Source organism: Pseudotabrizicola formosa (assembly GCF_002900965.1).
In the GTDB taxonomy this organism is placed as follows: Bacteria; Pseudomonadota; Alphaproteobacteria; order Rhodobacterales; family Rhodobacteraceae; genus Pseudotabrizicola; species Pseudotabrizicola formosa.
The window spans coordinates 554,856-574,328 of the sequence record NZ_PJOM01000002.1; the positions used below are offsets into that span (position 1 = coordinate 554,856).

Annotated in this window: 19 protein-coding genes and 1 tRNA gene; 8 read left to right on the forward strand and 12 right to left on the reverse strand. The window is 64.1% G+C overall.

The window, feature by feature from the left end:
- Positions 1-405: 405 nt before the first annotated feature.
- The 7 genes from CXR43_RS06685 to CXR43_RS06715 form a co-directional block, all read right to left on the reverse strand.
- Positions 406-1,416 (reverse strand): Gfo/Idh/MocA family protein, encoded by a 1,011-nt coding sequence (locus CXR43_RS06685; protein ID WP_103333273.1) that lies wholly within the window; start codon positions 1,414-1,416, stop codon positions 406-408.
- On the reverse strand, positions 1,413-2,300 hold the full coding sequence (locus CXR43_RS06690) for a sugar phosphate isomerase/epimerase family protein (protein WP_103334063.1): 888 nt from the start codon (positions 2,298-2,300) through the stop codon (positions 1,413-1,415). Before CXR43_RS06690 ends, CXR43_RS06685 begins: the two co-directional genes overlap by 4 nt.
- Before the next feature lie 11 nt (positions 2,301-2,311).
- Positions 2,312-3,145, reverse strand: coding sequence for a carbohydrate ABC transporter permease (locus tag CXR43_RS06695; protein ID WP_103333274.1), 834 nt, complete (start codon positions 3,143-3,145; stop codon positions 2,312-2,314).
- Positions 3,142-4,041, reverse strand: a complete 900-nt coding sequence (locus CXR43_RS06700) for a carbohydrate ABC transporter permease (protein WP_103333275.1) — start codon at positions 4,039-4,041, stop codon at positions 3,142-3,144. Before CXR43_RS06700 ends, CXR43_RS06695 begins: the two co-directional genes overlap by 4 nt.
- Positions 4,042-4,137: 96 nt before the next feature.
- Entirely contained in the window at positions 4,138-5,361 is a 1,224-nt protein-coding gene (locus CXR43_RS06705) for an ABC transporter substrate-binding protein (protein ID WP_246831296.1), read from the reverse strand.
- Positions 5,361-6,338: an alpha/beta hydrolase gene (locus CXR43_RS06710; protein ID WP_103333277.1), complete on the reverse strand. Its 978-nt coding sequence runs from the start codon at positions 6,336-6,338 to the stop codon at positions 5,361-5,363. Before CXR43_RS06710 ends, CXR43_RS06705 begins: the two co-directional genes overlap by 1 nt.
- On the reverse strand, positions 6,335-7,030 hold the full coding sequence (locus CXR43_RS06715; RefSeq protein ID WP_103334064.1) for a GntR family transcriptional regulator: 696 nt from the start codon (positions 7,028-7,030) through the stop codon (positions 6,335-6,337). The genes CXR43_RS06710 and CXR43_RS06715 overlap by 4 nt, the downstream gene beginning before the upstream one ends.
- Positions 7,031-7,123: 93 nt before the next feature.
- On the opposite strand from CXR43_RS06715, the gene CXR43_RS06720 reads away from it, so the two are divergent.
- Positions 7,124-8,248 (forward strand): ABC transporter ATP-binding protein, encoded by a 1,125-nt coding sequence (locus tag CXR43_RS06720; RefSeq protein WP_103334065.1) that lies wholly within the window; start codon positions 7,124-7,126, stop codon positions 8,246-8,248.
- 115 nt (positions 8,249-8,363) lie between these two features.
- Here the strand turns inward: CXR43_RS06720 and CXR43_RS06725 are convergent, their stop codons facing one another.
- The gene (locus CXR43_RS06725) at positions 8,364-9,071 is read right to left on the reverse strand and encodes an inorganic diphosphatase (RefSeq protein ID WP_103333278.1); all 708 of its coding nucleotides are present in this window, start codon (positions 9,069-9,071) and stop codon (positions 8,364-8,366) included.
- A gap of 404 nt (positions 9,072-9,475) precedes the next feature.
- Between CXR43_RS06725 and CXR43_RS06730 the strand changes: the two genes are divergently transcribed.
- Both CXR43_RS06730 and CXR43_RS06735 read left to right on the forward strand, forming a co-directional pair.
- The gene (locus CXR43_RS06730; RefSeq protein ID WP_103333279.1) at positions 9,476-10,219 is read left to right on the forward strand and encodes a 2-keto-4-pentenoate hydratase; all 744 of its coding nucleotides are present in this window, start codon (positions 9,476-9,478) and stop codon (positions 10,217-10,219) included.
- A 122-nt stretch (positions 10,220-10,341) separates the two neighbouring features.
- Positions 10,342-10,956: a PEP-CTERM sorting domain-containing protein gene (locus tag CXR43_RS06735; RefSeq protein ID WP_168219769.1), complete on the forward strand. Its 615-nt coding sequence runs from the start codon at positions 10,342-10,344 to the stop codon at positions 10,954-10,956.
- A 121-nt stretch (positions 10,957-11,077) separates the two neighbouring features.
- Here the strand turns inward: CXR43_RS06735 and CXR43_RS06740 are convergent.
- A tRNA-Ile gene (locus CXR43_RS06740) sits at positions 11,078-11,153 on the reverse strand.
- Positions 11,154-11,310: 157 nt separating this feature from the next.
- Here CXR43_RS06740 and purM point away from each other — a divergent pair.
- From purM to CXR43_RS06755, 3 genes are all read left to right on the forward strand, one after another.
- A complete protein-coding gene (purM, locus tag CXR43_RS06745) occupies positions 11,311-12,357 on the forward strand; it encodes a phosphoribosylformylglycinamidine cyclo-ligase (protein ID WP_103333281.1) in 1,047 nt (348 codons plus the stop codon).
- Positions 12,354-12,953 (forward strand): phosphoribosylglycinamide formyltransferase, encoded by a 600-nt coding sequence (gene purN / locus CXR43_RS06750; protein ID WP_103333282.1) that lies wholly within the window; start codon positions 12,354-12,356, stop codon positions 12,951-12,953. Before purM ends, purN begins: the two co-directional genes overlap by 4 nt.
- Positions 12,954-13,140: 187 nt before the next feature.
- Positions 13,141-14,199, forward strand: a complete 1,059-nt coding sequence (locus tag CXR43_RS06755) for a glycerophosphodiester phosphodiesterase family protein (RefSeq protein WP_103333283.1) — start codon at positions 13,141-13,143, stop codon at positions 14,197-14,199.
- A 120-nt stretch (positions 14,200-14,319) separates the two neighbouring features.
- Here the strand turns inward: CXR43_RS06755 and CXR43_RS06760 are convergent, their stop codons facing one another.
- Positions 14,320-15,321, reverse strand: coding sequence for a Hint domain-containing protein (locus tag CXR43_RS06760; protein ID WP_103333284.1), 1,002 nt, complete (start codon positions 15,319-15,321; stop codon positions 14,320-14,322).
- 171 nt (positions 15,322-15,492) lie between these two features.
- On the opposite strand from CXR43_RS06760, the gene rnd reads away from it, so the two are divergent.
- Positions 15,493-16,650, forward strand: coding sequence for a ribonuclease D (rnd, locus tag CXR43_RS06765; protein WP_103333285.1), 1,158 nt, complete (start codon positions 15,493-15,495; stop codon positions 16,648-16,650).
- A 23-nt stretch (positions 16,651-16,673) separates the two neighbouring features.
- Here the strand turns inward: rnd and CXR43_RS06770 are convergent, their stop codons facing one another.
- Entirely contained in the window at positions 16,674-17,129 is a 456-nt protein-coding gene (locus CXR43_RS06770) for a hypothetical protein (protein ID WP_103334066.1), read from the reverse strand.
- Positions 17,130-17,264: 135 nt separating this feature from the next.
- Here CXR43_RS06770 and CXR43_RS06775 point away from each other — a divergent pair, with 135 nt between their 5' ends.
- On the forward strand, positions 17,265-17,672 hold the full coding sequence (locus CXR43_RS06775) for a SufE family protein (protein ID WP_103333286.1): 408 nt from the start codon (positions 17,265-17,267) through the stop codon (positions 17,670-17,672).
- On the opposite strand, the gene CXR43_RS06780 is transcribed toward CXR43_RS06775, so the two are convergent.
- Positions 17,669-19,462, reverse strand: coding sequence for an aminopeptidase P family protein (locus CXR43_RS06780; RefSeq protein ID WP_103333287.1), 1,794 nt, complete (start codon positions 19,460-19,462; stop codon positions 17,669-17,671). The two genes, CXR43_RS06775 and CXR43_RS06780, sit on opposite strands and share 4 nt — an antisense overlap.
- Positions 19,463-19,473 lie beyond the last annotated feature (11 nt).

A 19,473-nucleotide genomic window follows, 5' to 3' on the forward strand; every position in this document is an offset into this window, starting at 1 on the left:
ATATGATATTCAAGATGGCTGCCGCAACGGCGTGATGCCAGGCACCTGGTTGGGGTCTGGCTGTGGCGGTTTCCCGCTGATGCCCGAATGCGCAGCCTGTGCCAAGGGTCTTGGTTGCGGCGAAAGCCTGCGCGGGCCGATGGGGGCGGCGGTCTGCCGGTTTGCTTGCACAGCCTTGCGAAAGCCTTGCGGCCAGTCCGTAGCTTTTTCGGGTCTCTAAGGTGCCGCCCACAGAGGGGGCATCAAAGGCTGCTTTGACCGGCAGGCCCAGCCATACACAGAGGCGAGGGACTCGGCATCAGAGCGCAGCCCGCGAACGCCCCCAGCGAGGAGGCATCCGGTGCTTTCCATCGGGCGCATAAGGCCGACTGGCGGGAGAGGGCGCGCAAAATCGGCTGCGGCGGGTCAGCTTTGCCCCTCCAGCAGCGCGATCATCCGGTCCAGCGCTGCCATGGCGGTCACCCCATCGGCAATCGTCGGCGCGGCAGATGGTGCCCCCGTCAGCCCCGCCGCCACATCGGCGAGCAACGCGGCATAGCCTTTGTGATCCTCATTCGCCGCAGCGGTGAAATTCGGCGTCCAGCACAGCGTATCGCAGGCCGGGTCCAGTGTCGCCGCCGGATCATCGGCCTTGAACGGCGGGTCGCGGTGCCAGGCCACGTTGATCACATTGGAAACCTCGATGCGGTTGTGATCGCCCATCACCGTGATCTGTTCCATCGGCGTGCCGCGCGATTGCACTGTTCCCATCACCACATTGCCGATCACGCCGTTTTCGCAGGCAAAGCCCATGTGGAACAGAACCCGTCCCTTGCCCGGGCTGATCCGGCGCACGGTCATGTCGCGCAGCGGGCTGCCCGCCAGCCAAGGCATCAAATCCATGTAATGCACGCAATGGTGCAGGTAGAAGCCGGAATAATCCTCTTCGCCCGCGAAATAGGTGGGTGCGGTCATATAGCTTCCGGTGATCCCCAGAATCGGGCCGAACTCGGCCCCCCGCAAGATATTGGCGGCAATCCGGTTGCCGGTGGAATAGCGCTTCATGAAGCCGACATAGACCGGCTTTCCCGCGGCTTCCGAGGCGCGCTGCAAGTCCAGCGCCTGGGCGTGGTTGGCGGCGGGGGGCTTTTCCATGAACACCGGGATGCCCCGGGCAAGGGCGGCCAGCGTGGCGGCATAATGCACCTGCGGCCCCACTGCCATGAAGACGGCATCCAGCCCCGGCTGGTCCAGCATCTGCTGCCAGTCGCTATAGGTCTGTGTCACGCCATACTGCGCCGCGGTCTGGGCCAGGGCCTCTGCATCCCGGTCGCACAGCGCCGCCAGCCGGAACCCGGCCTTGCCCAGTTGCGGCAACAGCATCCAGCGCGCATGGCGGCCGCAGCCGATCCAGCCAATGTTCAGGGGCTGTGTCATTGCGCATACTCCGCAAAATCCAGTGCCGCGCGGATCAGGGCATGACCGGCCTTCAGCTTGGCCGTCTCATCCTCGGCGGGGGCGCGCCACTGTGCGATGGGCAAGGCCAGCCGCTGGTCATCGCGGCGGAACGGTTCCAGCGACACCGGCCCGGTATAACCCGCCTGCGACAGTGCGCGCATAATTGCGGGCCAGTCCATATTGCCGGTGCCGGGAAAGCCGCGGTGGTTTTCATTGGCCTGGAAATGCACGGTGCGATGACCGGCCAGCCGGATCGCGTCGGGGATCGACTGATCCTCCATGTTCATGTGAAACGTGTCCAGCATCAGACCAAGACCCGCATCATTGACCGCATCGACCAAAGTGATGCCTTGCCGGGTGGTGTTGAGCATATCGGTTTCAAACCGGTTCAGCGGCTCCACCGCAAATACCTTGCCTGCCGCCCGCGCCTGTGGCGCCAGTCGCGACAGACCGTCGATCATCCGATCTGCCCGCGCCTTCATCTCATCGGAGCTGCGGGGCAGGGGCGGGCGACCGGCGAACACCATCGGCTCGCCATAGAGCGGGCCACCGATGATTGTGGCCCCCAGCCCCTCGGCCACCTCGATGCAGCGCGCCAGGTAATCCAGCCCGCCCTGGCGCGCCCCCGCATCATCAGACGCGATGGAGCGCTGCGTGTTCACCCGCGCGGCCAGCACAACCGACAGGCCGGCATCGGCCAACGCGCGCCGTGCCACGGTCAGATCCAGCCCGTCTTCGGGTTCGGGGACCAGCAGTTCGATGAAGTCAAACCCCAGCGCGCGGATCTGCGCAAACAGCCCCAGATGCGCGCCGGTAAAGGGGCGCACGAATTGCATCGAAATGATGCCGACCTGATTTTTCACGGTACTCTCCATTATCCTTTGACCGCGCCCTGGGTCATCCCGGCGATCAGACGTTTCTGCACGAACAGGAACAGCAGCGTCGCGGGCATTGCGCCCACAATGCCGCCTGCGGTCAGCAGCCCCCATTCGATCTGGTATTCCCCGATCAGCGTCTGGATCGCGACGGTGATCGGCTTGATGCTGCGCCCGCCAAGGGTCAGCGCATAAAGATATTCGTTCCAGGCGGTGATGAAGATGTAGACGCCGGTGGCAATGATGCCGGGCGTGCACAGCGGCAGCACCACCCGGAACAGCGCGCCAAAGCGGGTGCAGCCATCGGTCATCGCCGCCTCGTCCAGCGAGCGCGGGATATTGTCGATATAGCTGGTCATCATCCAGACCGAGAACGGGATCGCCACGGTGGAATTGGCGATGATCAGGGCAAGATAGGTGTCCACCAGACCAAGCGACCGCATCAGGATGAACAAGGGCAGGATCAGCAGCACCAGCGGGAACATGTTGATCAGCAGAAACTGCAACATCAAAAGGCGCCGGCCCCGAAAGCGGAAGCGCGAAAACGCATAGGCCGCAGGCACCGCCAACCCAAGGCCCACCAGCATGGTGCCGCCGGCCACCACAAAGCTGTCAAACAGATTGCGGCCAAAACCTACGGTGGCGAACAGCCGGACATAGTTTTCCAGCGTCGCCCCCGCAATCGAAGGGCCATCGGTGAACAGCCGCGATTTTTCGGTGATCGAGGTCAGCGCCATCCACAGATAGGGCGACAGCGTGAAACACAGGATCAGCAGCACCGGCAGATCGACGGTCAGGATCCGCCTGACAACGGACCTATTGCGCACCATCATCCGATGTTCCTCCCCGCCCGGCGCAGGTAGAGGATGACAAAGCCCAGCAGCACCAGCGTGAAGCTGACCGCAAGCGCCGATCCGTAACCATAATCAAGTCCGGTGCGCGCGTTGACAAAGGCGTAAAGCGGCAGGGTATAGGTCGAATACCCCGGCCCGCCGCCGGTCATCACGAAGATCACGTCAATCGAATTGGCCACCCAGATGATCCGCAGCAGCGTGGCGGTCATCAGCACGCCTGCCAGACCCGGCAGGGTGATGTGCCAGAACTGGCGGAAGTTCGACGCGCCATCAATCGCCGCCGCCTCATAATAGCTTTTCGGAATGCCCTGCAGCCCGGCCAGAATCATCACCGCAAAGAAGGGAAACCCCTGCCAGGTCAGCGTCAGGATGATGGCGTAAAGCGCGGTATCGGGGTTCGCCAGCCAGGGGATTGATGCGGTGATCAGGTTCATCCGCAGCAAAAGGTCGTTCAACACCCCGTAATTGCTGTCATAAATCCACACCCACATCAGCGCGATGACGACAGAGGGCAGCGCCCATGGAATGATCACCAAGGCTCGCGCCAAGCCGCGCCAGGGAAAGTCCTGATTGAGCAACAGCGCAGTGGCCAGCCCCAGCAGCATTTGCGCGGGCACGGTGATGACAATCCAGATCACGGTATGGCGCAGCGAGATCCAGAACACCGGATCGGCCAGCGCGGTCTGGAAGTTCTTGAACCAGACGAAATCGAACACGCGCGGGCGGAACAGCACATAGTCGTGCAGGCTCATCCAGACGGCCTGAATCATCGGCAGGAACACGATGGCAAGCGTCACCAGAACAGCGGGCGACAGCATCGCATAGGGCAGCACACGGCGCGACAAGGGCACCGGCGGGGCGGAAAGCTCGGACATGGGTTTGCCTTGCAGATAAAGGGGGGGCAGGCCGGGGAGGTGCGGCCTGCCCAGAACTCGCTCTGGCGGCACGGTCACTTTTTCAAAGCGACCGCGTCACTTGTTGTAGAGCGAGTCGATCTCGGCGTTCATCGCCTCGGCGCTGATTTCTCCGATCAGCGCGCGCTGCATTGCCACCGGCCAGACGGTATTGGCGAAATCGGCGGTTTCGCTGACGTTCGGCAACAGATTGGCAAAGGGCAGCGAATTGACCGTCGCCTCGACAAACCGCGCCTCATGCAGATCCCAAGTGGCGCTATCGGTCTTGGTCACCGGCAATTGCCCGGTCGCCATGTTGAAGGCCGCGTTGTTTTCCGGGCTGGACAGGAAGCTGATCCATTTCCACGCAGCCTCCTTATCCTGCGCAGAGGAGAAGATGGCGGTGCTTTCATCGCCAAAGGATGTCCAGCGCCCGCCGCCGCATTCCGGCACCGGCACGGCAGATACCTTGTCGCCCAAGGTGGCGACCATATCGGCGGAAGACCCGATGTGGTGAATGGTCATTGCCGTTGTACCGTTCTTGAACGCGCCGATGATTTCCTGAAATCCGTCATTCGGGGCGGATGGCGGAAAGACCTTGTCAGTGCGGAACAGATCGACCACGAACTGGCTGCCCTCCACCCCGGCGGCACTGGTCAGCTCGCCGGGGCCAAAGCCGACGCCCTCGCGCGACAGCACAAAGCTCGCCCAGTGGTCATGCCCACCCTTACCGCCGCGAAAGCCAAAGCCATAGACATCGGTTTGCCCGTCGCCATTGGTGTCGCGCGTCAAAGCGATGGCGGCATCGCGGAAGTCTTCGCAGGTTGTCGGTGGGGTCAGCCCCAGTTCGGCAAACATGTCGGTGCGATAGTACAGATACAGCACCACATATTGCACCGGCAGATAGTAGTGCCCGCCATCCGCCGCCGCTGTCAGGTTCAGCAGATTGTCCTGAATCTCGGCCGTGCCCTCCCAGGCTTCCAGCCGTGCATCCAAAGGCTCCAGCGCCTCCATCTCCAGCAGGCGGGGCAGGGCGTTCAGCTTGACGAGTGCCGCATCCGGTGCGGTGCCCGCTGCGAGGGCGGTGTAAAGCTGGTCGTAATAGCTGTTCCACGGGATATTCTCGGCATTGATCGTGATGCCGGGGTTCTCCGCTTCGAATTTGGCGACCAGATCCGACATCGGATTGTCGGCATTGTCGAAATGATACCAGAAGTTGACGGTCTGTGCGCTGGCTGCACCGGCAAGCAGAGTGCTCGCCATCAGCGCCGCCGCAACCCTGTGGGTGATACGGGTGGTCATCATGTGTCTCTCTCCCTTGTTGTGTCCTTGCGCGGCGGCTGACTGGTCAGGCTGCGAAACGCCTCCCCCGCATCTGCCAGCGCCCGCCGCGCCTCTTCCAGTTCAAGGCTCATCTGCATGAAGCCGTGAACAACCCCGCCATGCAGGCGGAACCTGTCGGCCCGGCCAAGCGCCATCAGCCGCGCATAAAGCCGCTCGGTGTCCGACCGCAGCGGGTCGATCTCGGCGGCGTTGAGATAGAGTGGGGGGAGCGCCCGCAGTGCCGCATCATCGGCGCAGAGCGGGGCCACGCGCGGGGTATTGCGCTGATCCTGTGGCACATACCAGTCGAAATAGCGCTGCATCTTGGCCCGCGTCAGCCCCGGCCCTTCGGCAAAATCCTGATAGGACGGTGTTGCGAAATCAGCGCCATAAACGCCATAGAACAGCAGCCCGCACTCCGCCCGCGGGGCATTTGCGTCCAGCATTACCGCCATCGCGATATTGGCCCCCGCGCTATCCCCGGCCAGCGCATACGGCCCCGCCAGCCCCGCAAAGGGCCCGTGGCCGCCCTTCAGTGCCGCCCAGATCGCGCCCGCATCCTCCACCCCGGCGGGGAAGGGGTGTTCGGGTGCCGACCGGTAATCGGCATTCACCACCACCGCGCCCGCCGCCTCGGCCAGCACGCGGCACGCGCGCTCATGCGTGTCGCGGTCGCAAAACGCCCAGCCGCCACCGTGCAGATACAAGATCGTGCCACGTACGGCACCTTTCGGCACCAGAATCCGGCAGGGCAGGGGTCCCGCCGCACCGGTCACCGTCACCTCCCGCACCTCGGCCATCTCGGGCAGCTCCCGGTTCCAGCGCGCATTGCCGTGTGCCGCCTGTGCCCGGCCCTCGGCCGCTGGCAGCAACGTCGGATCGGGCAGTCCGGCATCCTCTGCCGCCAGCCGCGTCAGAATCGCCGCCATTGCGGGGGAAGGCTGGCTGCGGCTCATGTGCTTCCCCCGATCACGCTCGGCCCGAAATCCACGATTGTGGTGATGTGATGCGAAAGCGCATCCACCGCCGCCTCCGCATCGCCCGCCGCCACCGCATCAATGATCACCTGATGCCGGTTCGCGGTTTCCAAAAGGTCGCGCTGCTGTTCGGGATGCAGGATCTTGAACCGATGGGCATGGATCAGACAGCGGGTCAGCATCGGCTGCACCGGGGGCAAATCGGCCTGTTCGAACAATCCGGCGTGAAACGCCCGGTCATGCACCGACAGCAGGTATTCATCCCCCTGCGCCGCTGCCGCCTGCATGGCTGCCAGATGGTGGCGCAATGCGTCGGCCAGCGCGCGGCCTTGCCGCGCCATCGCGCGCCGCACGCCCCGGCATTCGATATCATGGCGCAGGCGGATCAGCTCCTCCGCATCCTCGGCCCGGCAATCGGCAATCACCGTGCCGCGATGCGCCATCCGGTGCACCAGACCCTCTTCTTGCAACAGCAACAACGCCTCGCGCACCGTGCCCTGGCTCACTTCGAACCGGTTCGCCAGCTCCAGCTCCAGCAGCGCCGAGCGGGGGGCCAGCATCCCCAGCACGATTTCGCGTTGCAGGCTGCGATAGATCACATGGCTGCGGCGCGAGGCAAAGGCCCGGACAGCAGGCTGGGGCAGAGTCTGGGAAAAAGTCTCGGCGGCCATATCGACTCGCTTGATCTGCGTTATCATTATCAATATTGATAATTGCAAGAATTGGGGCTGGCAAGCCCTTTGTCACAGGAAAAGGGGGCGCAGATGGCCACGATCACGCTGGAGAAACTCGCCAAAAGCTATGGTGCGGTGCAGACCATTCACGGCATTGACCTTGCCATCGGGGACGGGGAGTTCGTGGCGCTGGTCGGGCCCTCCGGTTGCGGCAAGTCGACATTGCTGCGGATGATTGCCGGGCTGGAGGATGTGACAGGCGGGCGGCTGTCCATTGGCGACAAGGTGGTGAACGCGGTGGAACCGCGCGACCGGGATGTGGCAATGGTGTTTCAGGACTATGCGCTTTACCCGCATATGACGGTGGAACAGAACATCGGCTTCGGGTTGAAGATGCGCAAGACCGATGCCGCCGACATCGCCGCCCGCGTGGCCGAGGCGGCGCAGATCCTGCAGATCGAGCCGCTGCTGCAGCGCCGCCCCGCGGAATTGTCGGGGGGGCAGCGCCAGCGGGTCGCCATGGGCCGTGCCATCGTGCGTCGGCCGTCCGCATTTCTGTTTGATGAGCCGCTGTCAAATCTCGACGCCAAACTGCGAGTGGAGATGCGAACCGAAATCAAGCGGCTGCATGGGCTGTTGGGCCGGACCACCGTCTATGTCACCCATGATCAGGTCGAGGCGCTGACGCTGGCCGACCGGGTGGTGATCCTGAAAGACGGGCGCATCATGCAAGAGGGGCCGCCGCTTGTGCTCTATGAACACCCGGCAAACCTCTTCGTGGCCGAATTCATCGGCTCGCCGCAGATGAACATGTTTGCAGGCACCATTGCGGGTGATGGTCAGCCTGGCATTCAGCTTGACGGCTTTCACCTGCCGCTGTCGGTTTCGGCCGCTTCGGGCACCAAAGTCAAACTCGGTGCCCGCCCCGAGGCAATCTTGCTGGCCGGATTCGAAACGCCGGATCTGGTGACCCGGGTCGAGGTGTTTGAACCCTTGGGCTCGGACACCATGGTATCCTGCCGCATCGCGGGCACGATGGCGGTGGTGCGGCTGTCACCCGAAGTTCCGGTGGCGCGCGGCATGGAGCTTGCGCTGCGCTTTGACCGGCGCAAACTGCACCTGTTCGATGCGATGACCGGCAACCGGATCGCGTCAGCCCCACAAGGTCAGGAACCCGACCGGACAGGGGCCAGTGGAAAAGTCGCCTTGTCCTGATGGTTGTATCTCTGCGCAGACTTGCGCCCAAGGCGCCGCACTGGCACAAAAAAAGCCTTGCAGACCAATGGACTGCAAGGCCTTTTTGAGGTGACGCAGGCTGCCTGGCTGGCAATCAGCGCGCGGCTTCAAAATTGGCGGCGGCCGCCTCGAGCACGGAGCGGGCGGTGTCGGCATCTTCGAAACCCTTGCCCTCCATACCGCCATCGGGGCCCTTGTAGCTTGCAAACCACAGGTCGATGATCTGGCTTACGCCCGCAAATTCGGCATCCAGCTGCGCCATCGACTCGATGTGAGCAAAGGGCGACTCCTTGGCCAGCACGGCGATCAGCTTGTCATCCTGCTCGCCGCCATCGAGCATCTTCAGCACCCCGATCACCCGCACATCGGCCACGGTGCCGCGTGGCACGGCCTGGCCCAGGACGATCACATCCAGCGGGTCGCCATCGCCGCCCAGCTCTTTGGGCAGGGCAGTGCCGGGGATCGATCCGTAATTGGCGGGATAGCCCAGGTAGTTGATGACACGGGGCTTGTCGTCTTTCAGCTCCCAATAAACGGCCTTCGGATCATCCTTGCTGACTTCCCATTTGGCAGAGGTGCCGGCCGGAATTTCGATGATGGCCTTGATGGTGCCATCGTCGTTCATGGCCTTCAGGCCCATCAACTCTTCGCTGCCCACAATGGTAAAATCGTCCTGCTGTGTCATCGCGGCGTCAAACGGCGTGGTGTCTGACCATGCCAGATCACCAAGGCTTTGCGCCTGTGCGATCGGGGCAAGCAGGGCAAAACAGGCAGCGGTCGTCAACATCAGGGTCTTGGTCATGGTACAGCGTCCTTATGTGGGTCAAAGAGGCGCATAGCAGGCCCATGTGACGGTTCCATAACAGCCTCGCCGCGCTGCGGCCCGGTTCGGGCGGAAGGAGAAACCTTCATGTCCCTGTCACATTCGGTGCCCAAGCGGGGCATCAAGACAACGGTTGACCCGTTGCAGGCGCAAACGACAGCAGACACAGCCATCGCCGCAGGATGTGACGCTGCGCTATGATTCCGCTCTTCCTTTCCGCATCGCCTGACCGTGCTCAGCCGTTGCCTCCGGCACTACTGACGCCTTGACAGGCGCGGCGGGACGGGGGCAGGTCACGGGCCTTGGGGGCCCGCCCTGCAGCGCTTCGTTTCATAGCCGGGGCACGCAAGTCCTGGCCCCCAAGCCCTTGCAGGAGTGATCAGATGCCGGACCATGTTACACAGCTTGCCAGCGCCCTGCGCGGTGCCTTTTCTGGCCCGCGCCTGTCTGCGCTGCCGCCACAGTACGCGCCGCGCGACGAAGCCGAAGCCTATGCCGTGCAGACCGCCGTTCTGGGGAGCGAAGCGGTCGCCGGCTGGAAGGTCGCCCCGCGCCGCGATGGGGTGATCCGTACCGCCCCGCTCGCAGCATCGCGGTTGCTGCCCGACGGTGGGGCGCTGCCCGGCGGATTGGTAGCGCCCTTGCTGGAGGTCGAGCTTGCGCTGCGCCTTGCACAGGATGTTCCTGACCGCGCCACACCCGATCAGGTGCTGGCGGCGCTGGGGGAGGTTTGTGTGGCGTTTGAAATCCTGGACTCGCGCTTTGCCGATGGTTCGGCGGTACCGGCCCTCACCGGGCTGGCCGATGCCCAAAGCAACCGTGCCTTTGTCGCCGGTTCTGCCGGGGTGCCTTGGGGCCGGCAAGACCTGGCAGACGTGCCGCTGGAGATCTTCTGCGATGGCCAGCTGCTGCAGCGCACCGAAACAGGCCCCGGCAGCGCGCAGGTGGCAGAGGCGGTGATCTGGCTGGCAGATCACGCCGCGCGGCGCGGCCTGCCGCTGCGCCGGGGACAGATCATCATCACCGGGGCGCGGCTTGGCCCGATGCCGATCCCGGCCGGTCCGCAGATCCGCGCGACCGCAGGCGGCATTGGTGAGGTGCATCTGCACAGCGACACCCGGCTCTAACCGCCAGACGCTGCGTCATCGCGCTCTGCTCCACAGCAATGGCCGTCTTTCTGCCTTATTTTGCCCAAACCCGCCTCGTAGGACTGCCCGCAAGACCCTGTGACCCCAGTCTGGAGAAGATCATGTTTAAGACCCTTGTGGCCCCCATTGCCGTGCTTTTGTCGCTGACAGCGGGCGCGGCGCAGGCGACAACACTGCTTGAAAGTGATCTGGGCGATTTTTCCAACAGCTGGCAAACCCCCACAGCCATCGGCGCGGGTGTCACCTCTGTGTCAGGCACATGGTCCGGTTCAAATGATTATGACATTTTCAGCTTCAAGTTTCTGCCCGTCGGGCAGCAGACGCTGACCCTGATCTTTGACGCCATTCCCGGCTTTGGCTACAGCTATTCTGCCGGTGGGTCGGTGCTGTTCAGCACCTCGGCGTTTCGCTGGGGTTGGGATGGCACCGCCGCAGCCGGTGGCGGGGTGAGTTTTGGCTATAACAATGCCGGAACGCCGATCCAGCGCACCATCGAACTGGGTGATGACTTTGCCGGTCAGCTGTGGCTTGGGCTTTACGGCACCCATTCCAACCCGCTGCGCTACACCATTTCCTCCAGCGCGCTTCCTGCCCCGGCAGACGCCGCTCCGGCGGTGGTGCCGGTGCCTGCCACACTGGCCCTGATGCTGACGGCGCTCGGCGGGCTTGGCGTCCTGGCCCTGCGCCGCCGCAAAGCCGCAGCCCTGGCAAGCTGATCGATCTCGGCACAGCCGCATCTGCCGGCGCGGGCTTGGCGATGCCCCTTGCCCTCATGCAAGGCTGGCCGCTCCCCTGAACCCTGGCCTTCCATCGGACCTGTCACACGCGGGGGGGGGGTGGTAGGGCCGGAGGGACTCGAACCCCCAACCAAGGCGTTATGAGCGCCCGGCTCTAACCATTGAGCTACAGCCCCGTACCGCCGCCTTGCCTAGCAGATCAGACGGGCAGGTCAAGAACGGCTCGGCTGGCCAAGACCGGCGGCGCAGGCCAGGACCGGCCTCGTTTGTTGCGCGTGCATCCTGAAACGCGTAAAGGACGCCAACAGCGGATTCCCTTTACGGAGACGGGCAATGACCAAAGGCCACAACGGGTTGACCTATGCCGATGCGGGCGTGGATATTGACGCGGGCAATGCGCTGATCGAGCGGATCAAGCCGGCTGCCAAGCGCACGATGCGGTCGGGCACCATGGGGGGGCTGGGCGGCTTTGGCGCGCTGTTCGACCTCAAGGCCGCAGGATATACCGATCCGATCCTTGTGGCGGCCACCGATGGTGTGGGCACCAAGCTGCGCATCGCAATTGACACCGGCACTGTCGATACCATCGGCGTCGATCTGGTGGCGATGTGCGTCAACGATTTGGTGTGTCAGGGGGCTGAGCCTCTGTTTTTCCTCGACTATTTCGCAACTGGCAAGCTTGATCTGGATCAGGCCACCCGCATCATCACCGGCATCGCCGCGGGCTGTGAAGCGAGCGGCTGTGCGCTGATCGGCGGCGAGACGGCGGAAATGCCGGGCATGTATCACGGCGGTGATTTCGACCTTGCCGGTTTTGCCGTCGGCGCAATGGAGCGCGGGGCCGATCTGCCATCGGGCGTGGGGCAGGGCGATGTGCTGCTGGGGCTGGCGTCGAACGGGGTACATTCCAACGGCTACAGTTTCGTGCGCAAGGTGGTAGAGCTGTCGGGGCTGGCGTGGGATGCGCCGTCGCCGTTCAGTGACGGCACGCTGGGTGCCGCGCTGCTTGCGCCGACCCGGCTTTATGTCAAGCAGGCGCTTGCGGCGGTGCGGGCAGGGGGCGTGCGTGCCCTGGCCCATATCACCGGTGGCGGGCTGACCGAAAACCCGCCGCGCGTGATTCCCGAAGGGCTGGCCTGTCAGATCGATCTGGACTGCTGGGATCTGCCGCCGGTGTTCGACTGGCTGGCGCGGACGGCAAACATGTCGGAACCCGAGCTGCTCAAGACCTTCAACTGCGGCATCGGCATGATGCTGGTGGTGGCCCAGGACCGCGCCGATGCGCTGACCGATCTGCTGCGGGCCGAAGGCGAAACCGTGATCCGCATGGGGCAGGTCGTGCCGGGCGATGGGGTGATCTACACGGGCCGTCTGCTGTGACACGGGTTGCCATCCTGATTTCAGGGGGTGGCTCCAACATGCTGCGGCTGGTGCAGGACATGCAGGCCGGCGGCTATGCGCAGCCGGTTCTGGTGGCCTCCAACGATCCGCAAGCGGTGGGGCTCGCCCGGGCGGCAGCCTGCGGCGTGCCAACGGCAGCGGTGGATCATCGCAGCTTTGGCCGTGACCGCGCGGGGTTTGAAGCAGAGTTGCTGCAGCCGATCCTTGCGGCAAAGCCGGATGTGCTGTGCCTTGCCGGGTTCATGCGGGTGCTGACCCCCGGCTTCGTGCGCCGGTTTGACGGGCGGATGCTGAACATCCACCCCTCCTTGCTGCCGAAATATCCTGGCCTGCACACCCATCAGCGTGCGCTTGACGCGGGCGATACGGCAGCAGGGTGCACCGTGCATGAGGTGACAGCGGAACTGGACGCAGGCCCGGTGCTGGGGCAGGCGGTGGTGCCGGTTCTGCCCGGCGATACGGCGGAAACACTATCCGCCCGGGTGCTGGTGCAAGAGCATCGGCTCTACCCTGAGGTGCTGCGCCGTTTTGTAGCGGGGCAACGGGAGCCAGTGTTTCTGGACTCCGACCGATAACCGACCGCCAGCGCACAACTGTTTCCATTTTGCGCCCATTTTGGCGGGATCCGCTGCTGGTGACCGGCGCAGCGGCGCAAAACTGTGAACAATTGTTCGCAATCTCGCAACAAACCTGTCATGCGCCGCTGGTAGCCGCACAAGCGTGTCCAAATCGTTAACGGGCACGGCTTGAAAAGGAACTGACATGAAATTTCACGTCCTCGCCGCGGCGTTGATCGCGGCCTTTGCCCTGCCCGGTCCGGGTGCTGCGGCAACCCTGAACACACTCGACGGGCAGGCCCCCATCGTCATCGCCCATCGCGGGACGGCAGGGTATTTGCCAGAGCACACGCTGGGCGGCTATGAACTGGCGATCAAGATGGGGGCAGATTATATCGAGCCCGATCTGGCGCTGACCAAGGATGGTGTCCTTGTCGCCATGCACGACTCGACCTTGCGTGGCACAACCGATGTCGCAACCGTGTTCCCGGGCCGTGAGTTCGACCCTGTGCGCAACTTCACCTATGCTGAGATCCAGCAGCTGACCGTCAAGCCGCGCGGCCAGCAGGCGGGGACCAGCTATCCCGGCTTCACGCCATCGATGGATAACCCCTATCGTGTCCCGACCTTCCAGGAAGTGCTCGATTTTCTGGTGGAGTATAATACCGCCAACGGCACCGAGATTGGCATCTATCCAGAGGCCAAATCGCCAACCTCTGCATTCGGCAGCCGTCAGATCGTGCAACAGCTGAACGCCGCCGGCTTCAACAGTGCCAATGACAAAGTGTTCATCCAGAGCTTTGACCTCGCCGCCCTGCGCGCCATTGCCGCGATTCAGGAAGAGGAAGACAGCAGCCAGCGTCTTGCGGCCCTTGGCAGTGTAAGCCTGTTGGTCACTGGCGAGTACAGCATCGGCGGCATGACCCTGGCCGAGATCGCCACCTTTGCGGACGGCGTTGGTGTCAGCTTGTCGGGGCAGGCCCTGACCAAAGGCTTTGTCGATGCCGCCCATGCGCTTGGTCTGATCGTTCACGGCTATACCCTGCGGCCTCTGGACCAAGAGGCTTCGGATGTGCAGATCGCCGGTCTGTTCGCCTTGGGCTATGACGGCTGGTTCACCGATTACACCGACCGCACCCGTGCCAGCCTCGATGCGATCTTGCCGCCATCGCCCGTGCCGCTGCCTGCTGGTGGCCTGTTGCTGCTGGGTGCCCTTGGCACGCTGGCCTTTGCCCGGCGCAAAGCGGCGCGTCTCGCAGCCTGAGCCTGGGCAACGTTGCGTGGCGGCAAACCGCACAGGTGCGTTCCGCCCGGATCTGCCGCCGCTCAGAACCAAGGGTTTGCCCGGAAACGGGCAAACCGGCTTGCGGATCATCAGGACAGGCTAACAAAAACCTGCCAGACGCGCCGCAACCGCTGGCAAGAGCGGTCGCGCCAGCCCGCTGCCGGTGCCGGTCACCGGGCATAACTCTGGAAACAGCCGGCGAATCTCATCGCGCGCCTGCCGGTCAAAGGCGGACAGCGCCACCCCGCCGGCGAACAGGCTCTCGGTTGCGGCGCCTTCGGCAAAGATCACCTGATGATCTTCGCACAAGATATGCACATAGGTCACCGTGGGCCGGCGCAAGCGCCGGATCGTGCGCCCGTTGATCAGATGACGGGCGGCGGCAAGGGTTTCGCGCTCACCCGTCGTCAGCTCGGATGGCCAGCCACTGACCAGCATGCGGTGCTGGGGCGACACCAGCAGATCGCGCTGGTTGCCCATTGCGCCGGCGGCAAAGCGCACCGGGGCCATGCTGCCCAGCCCGCAGACCGTGCGCCGCCCGGCCCAGACCACCGGGGCATAGCCGTTGTCCATGGTCTGCACCAGATCGCCGGGACGCAGACCTTCGACCCCCAGCATGCCGCGATGGGTCAGAATCCGGGTGCCCGCAACAAAGCAGGGAATGGCGGGCGGGCTGTCGGCAAAGGCGCTGAACGGCAGTTTCTCTGCCCGGGGCGGGTTGATACCCGGCCCGTATTGGACCCTGCCGGCAGAAACCCCATCGACCTGGAACAGGATTTTGGCAGGATTGGTGAAAATCTCATGTCCGCCAGAGGACGCGCGCCCCTGATACTGATCATGCTGTGGGTTCAGGTTTCGGACCAGCGGGCGTTCCGGCGGATCAGTTTCCGGCCAGGCATAGATATCGACGAACTGGCCGTTGCTGAAATGGGTCTCGCCCGGATTGACCTGCCGCACCACCACCCGAAAGGTGCGGTCGGCCGCGCCAAGCGGTTCCACCCCGGCCAGGGTCACCGTCATGTTATCGCCATTGCCAGAGGACGCAAGCGATCGATACGTGGCGATCTGATCGCCACGCAGGAAAAGTTCTGTCTGTGCCATCTTGGGAAACTTCTGCGCTGCTTGCCGGAAACCTAGCAGCCTTGCCAGCACCTGTCGCAGTGAAAACCCCTAAAATTGGAAAGCCGGGGCTTTTCAAGGTGAAGGCCGCCGCCTATAGCGGAAGGACACCCGTTGCGGGATGCCCCCGCGGCCCCTTGAAAGACGCGACCTATGCGCACCATCACCACGACTGAAGACCTCGCCGCCTTTTGCGAGGCTGCCAAAGCCCAGCCTTACGTTACCATCGACACCGAATTCCTGCGTGAGCGGACCTATTGGTCAAAGCTGTGCCTGATCCAGATGGCCTTGCCCGGCAAGAATGGCGATGCGGTGCTGGTCGACCCGATCGAGGGCGAGGCCATGAGCATGGAGCCACTCTATGACCTGTTTCGCCACAAGGCGACGGTCAAGGTGTTCCACGCGGCCCGGCAGGATCTGGAGATCTTCTTCGTCGAAGGCAATGTGTTTCCCGAACCCCTGTTTGATACCCAGATCGCCGCCATGGTCTGCGGCTTTGGCGAACAGGTGGGCTATGAGACGCTGGTGCGCAAGATCGCCAAGGAAAACCTCGACAAGACCAGCCGGTTCACCGACTGGTCGCGCCGCCCGCTGACCGATGCGCAAAAGGAATATGCCATTGCCGATGTCACCCATCTGCGGGTGATCTATGAATGGCTGGCGGCCCAACTGGCCAAGAATGGCCGGTCACATTGGGTGGGCGAAGAACTGGCCGTGCTGGTGAACCCCGAGACCTATACCACCACCCCCGAAGAGGCCTGGCTGCGGATCAAGACCCGCACCACCTCGGGTCGGTTTCTGGCCGTGGTCAAGGAATTGGCGCGGTTCCGCGAGGAGTATGCGCAAAAGAACAACGTGCCGCGCAGCCGGGTGATGAAGGATGATGCCCTGCTGGAACTGGCCTCCACCCGGCCCACGTCGGTGGAAGAGTTGGGGCGGTCGCGCCTGCTGATGCGCGAAGGGCGCAAGCCCGAGATTGCCGATGGCATTCTGGCCGCTGTCAAGGCCGGGCTGGCGATGAAGCCGGAAGACATGCCAAAGGTCGCGGATGAGCGCGAGCAGATTCAGGTCAACCCCGCTCTGGCCGACCTGTTGCGGGTGCTGTTGAAAGCCAAGTCCGAAAGCCTTGGGGTGGCCCCGAAGCTGATCGCGTCCTCTGCCGATCTGGACGCCATCGCTGCCGGTGGGCGCGAGGTCGAAGCCCTTGGCGGCTGGCGCAAGGAAGCCTTCGGGAATGACGCGCTTGCCCTGTGCCGGGGCGAGATTGCCCTGTCGGCCAAGGGCAATGAGGTGCGGGTGATAAGGCTTTGACCTGATCCGCGCGCCCCGGAACCTTAACGGCCCGTGGTGCGCGCCGACCGCTCACCCTGCACGGTGATACGCGAAATATCCTCCAGCCGGCGCGGGCTGATCGCCATTGCGGCGGTCACTTCCCGTGTCCGCTGGCTGCCGACAGGTGTTTGCGTCACCGGCGGCAGGATGCGGAACTCCAGCATCAGATGGGTTGGGTCCTCACCTTTGACCTCGACCAGTTCAGCCTCCCACCAGCCTTGGCTTTCCATGACCCCGGTGGCCCGCACGATGGCCCCGCCGGTGTAGGGCTCCACACTCAGCTCGGTCACATCCGCCACCAGCAGACGCGGATCGGCGGCCTGTTGCTGCGATGCCAGGGTCTCGACCCGCTCAGAGCGCCCAAACCAGTTGAACGGGTTCAGCCGCGACTCGCGCACCGCCCCGCAGGATGTCAGAACCAGAACGGCAACAAGGGCGGCGGTCACAGGAGTTTTCATCGGTGCATCCATCTTGGCTTTGATCTTGGGTAGCCGATCAGCCTGCTTTTGAAAAGGGCGGGTGTTGATTTGCGGCAAGGGGGCTGGACCAATCCGGGGCAGGGCATTACCTCCCTGTGCAAAGGAGCCCCGCATATGGCCACCCCCGCCTTTGAAGACATTGCCGAAACCTTCGATTTCCTCGACGATTGGGAAGACCGCTATCGCCATGTGATCGAATTGGGAAAGGCGATGCCGCCCTTGCCCGATGAATTCAAGGTGCCCGCGCTCAAGGTCGATGGCTGCGCCAGTCAGGTCTGGCTGCGCCCCGTAGTGGCAGAAGGCCGGTTCGATTTTCAGGGCGAAAGTGACGCGATGATCGTGCGCGGCCTGATCGCCATCCTGCACGCGCTCTATTCCGGGGTGCCGGTCGATCAGGTGGCCTCCATCGACGCGCCGGCCGAACTGGGGCGGCTGGGTCTGAACGATCACCTGTCGGCACAACGCTCCAACGGGGTGCGCGCCATGGTGGACCGCATCCGATCGGTCGCCGCAGCCGCCTAAAGCGGCGCGCAGGCGGCGGTCAGCCAGTCGCGCACCGCGCCCGATACCCGCGGGCCAATCTTGTGCAGAACCTGTGCGTGATAGGCGTCGAGCCAGAGCCGGTCCTCTGGCGACAACATGGCCGTCACGATCAGCCGGCGGTCCAGCGGTACGAAGGTCAGCGTCTCAAAGCTGTACTGCGCCCGCTTGTCGCCCAGATCCGAGGCGACCTGCACTACGATCAGGTTTTCCAGCCGGATGCCGAACGCGCCTTCGCGGTAATAGCCCGGCTCGTTCGACAGGATCATCCCGGGCTCCAACGGCACCTCGGACAGCCGGCTGATCCGCTGTGGCCCTTCATGCACCGACAGGAACGCCCCCACGCCATGCCCGGTGCCGTGGTCGAAGTCGAACCCCGCCACCCACAACGCAAACCGGGCCAGCGGGTCCAGATCGCGCCCCGCCACGCCTTTGGGAAAGCGCGCCCGCGAAATCGCGATCATGCCTTGCAACACCCGGGTATAGCAGGCCCGCGCTTCCTCGCCCGGGTCGCCCACCGCAACCGTGCGGGTGATGTCGGTGGTGCCGTCGCGGTACTGCGCGCCGGAATCCACCAGCAGCAGTTCATTGTCCCGCACCGCCCGGTTGGTCTCTCGCGTGACGCGGTAATGCATGATGGCCCCGTGGGGCCCCGCGCCGCAGATAGTGTCAAAGCTGATGTCATGCAGCGCATTGGTGGCGCGGCGGAATCCTTCCAGTGCGGTCACCACGTCAATTTCGGTCAGGCTGCCCGCCGGCTGGCGGTCGAGCCAGCACAGAAACTCCACCATCGCCGCCCCATCGCGCAGATGGGCCTCGCGCATGCCGACAATCTCGGCGGCGGTTTTGCGCGCCTTGGGCAGGCGGCAGGGGTCATCGCCCCAGACCACGTCAATTCCCGCGTCAGCCATCTCGTCACGGATGGCCAGTGGCGCGCTGCCGCGATCCACCCGCACCGGCCCTGTCAGACTCCGCAGCGCGGGCACAAAGGCGGCAGGCGGGCACAAGGTGACCTGCGGGCCAAGATGGGCGCGCGTGGGGCCATCCAGCTTGGCCAGATCGGTGAACAGCGTCACCCGGCCATCATCAAGCAGGATGGCAAACCCCTGCAGCACCGGGTTTTTCGGCACATCAGCACCCCGGATGTTGAGCAGCCAGCAGATCGAGTCGGGCAGGGTGATCACCGCTGCCCGCTGTCCGGCCGTCCGCAAACCCTCGGCCAGCCGCGCCCGCTTTTCGGCACTGGTCTCGCCGGCCAGAGCATCCGGATGCACAAAGGCCAGCCCGCAGGGGGCAGGCGGCTGATCCGGCCAGACCGCATCAATCAGATTGCGCGTGGCGCGCAGGCCAAGCCCCGCCGGTTCCAGCACCACCCGCAGGGCAGCGATGTCATCGGCCGTGTGCAGCCAGGGGTCAAAGCCGATCTCTCCGGCCTCAAGATGCTGTCTGATCCAGTCCCCCGCCTTGATGTCGGGCCAGGGCACCGGGGTGAAATGGCCAAGGTCCACTTGCGTCTTGACCTGCAGCCGGTATCGCCCGTCAATGAACACCCCTGCGATTGTGGGAAGCACCACCGCAAAACCGGCCGATCCGGTAAACCCGGTCAGCCATTGCAACCTCTCGTCCCGTGCCGCCACGTATTCGCCCTGATGCGCATCGGCGCGCGGCACGATGAATCCGGCCAGCCCCTCGCGCGCCATCACCTCGCGCAGCGCGGCCAAACGGGGCGGGCCGTGGTCCGGTGTGGCATGGCTGTCAAAGCTCTGGAACATGGTTTGCACCT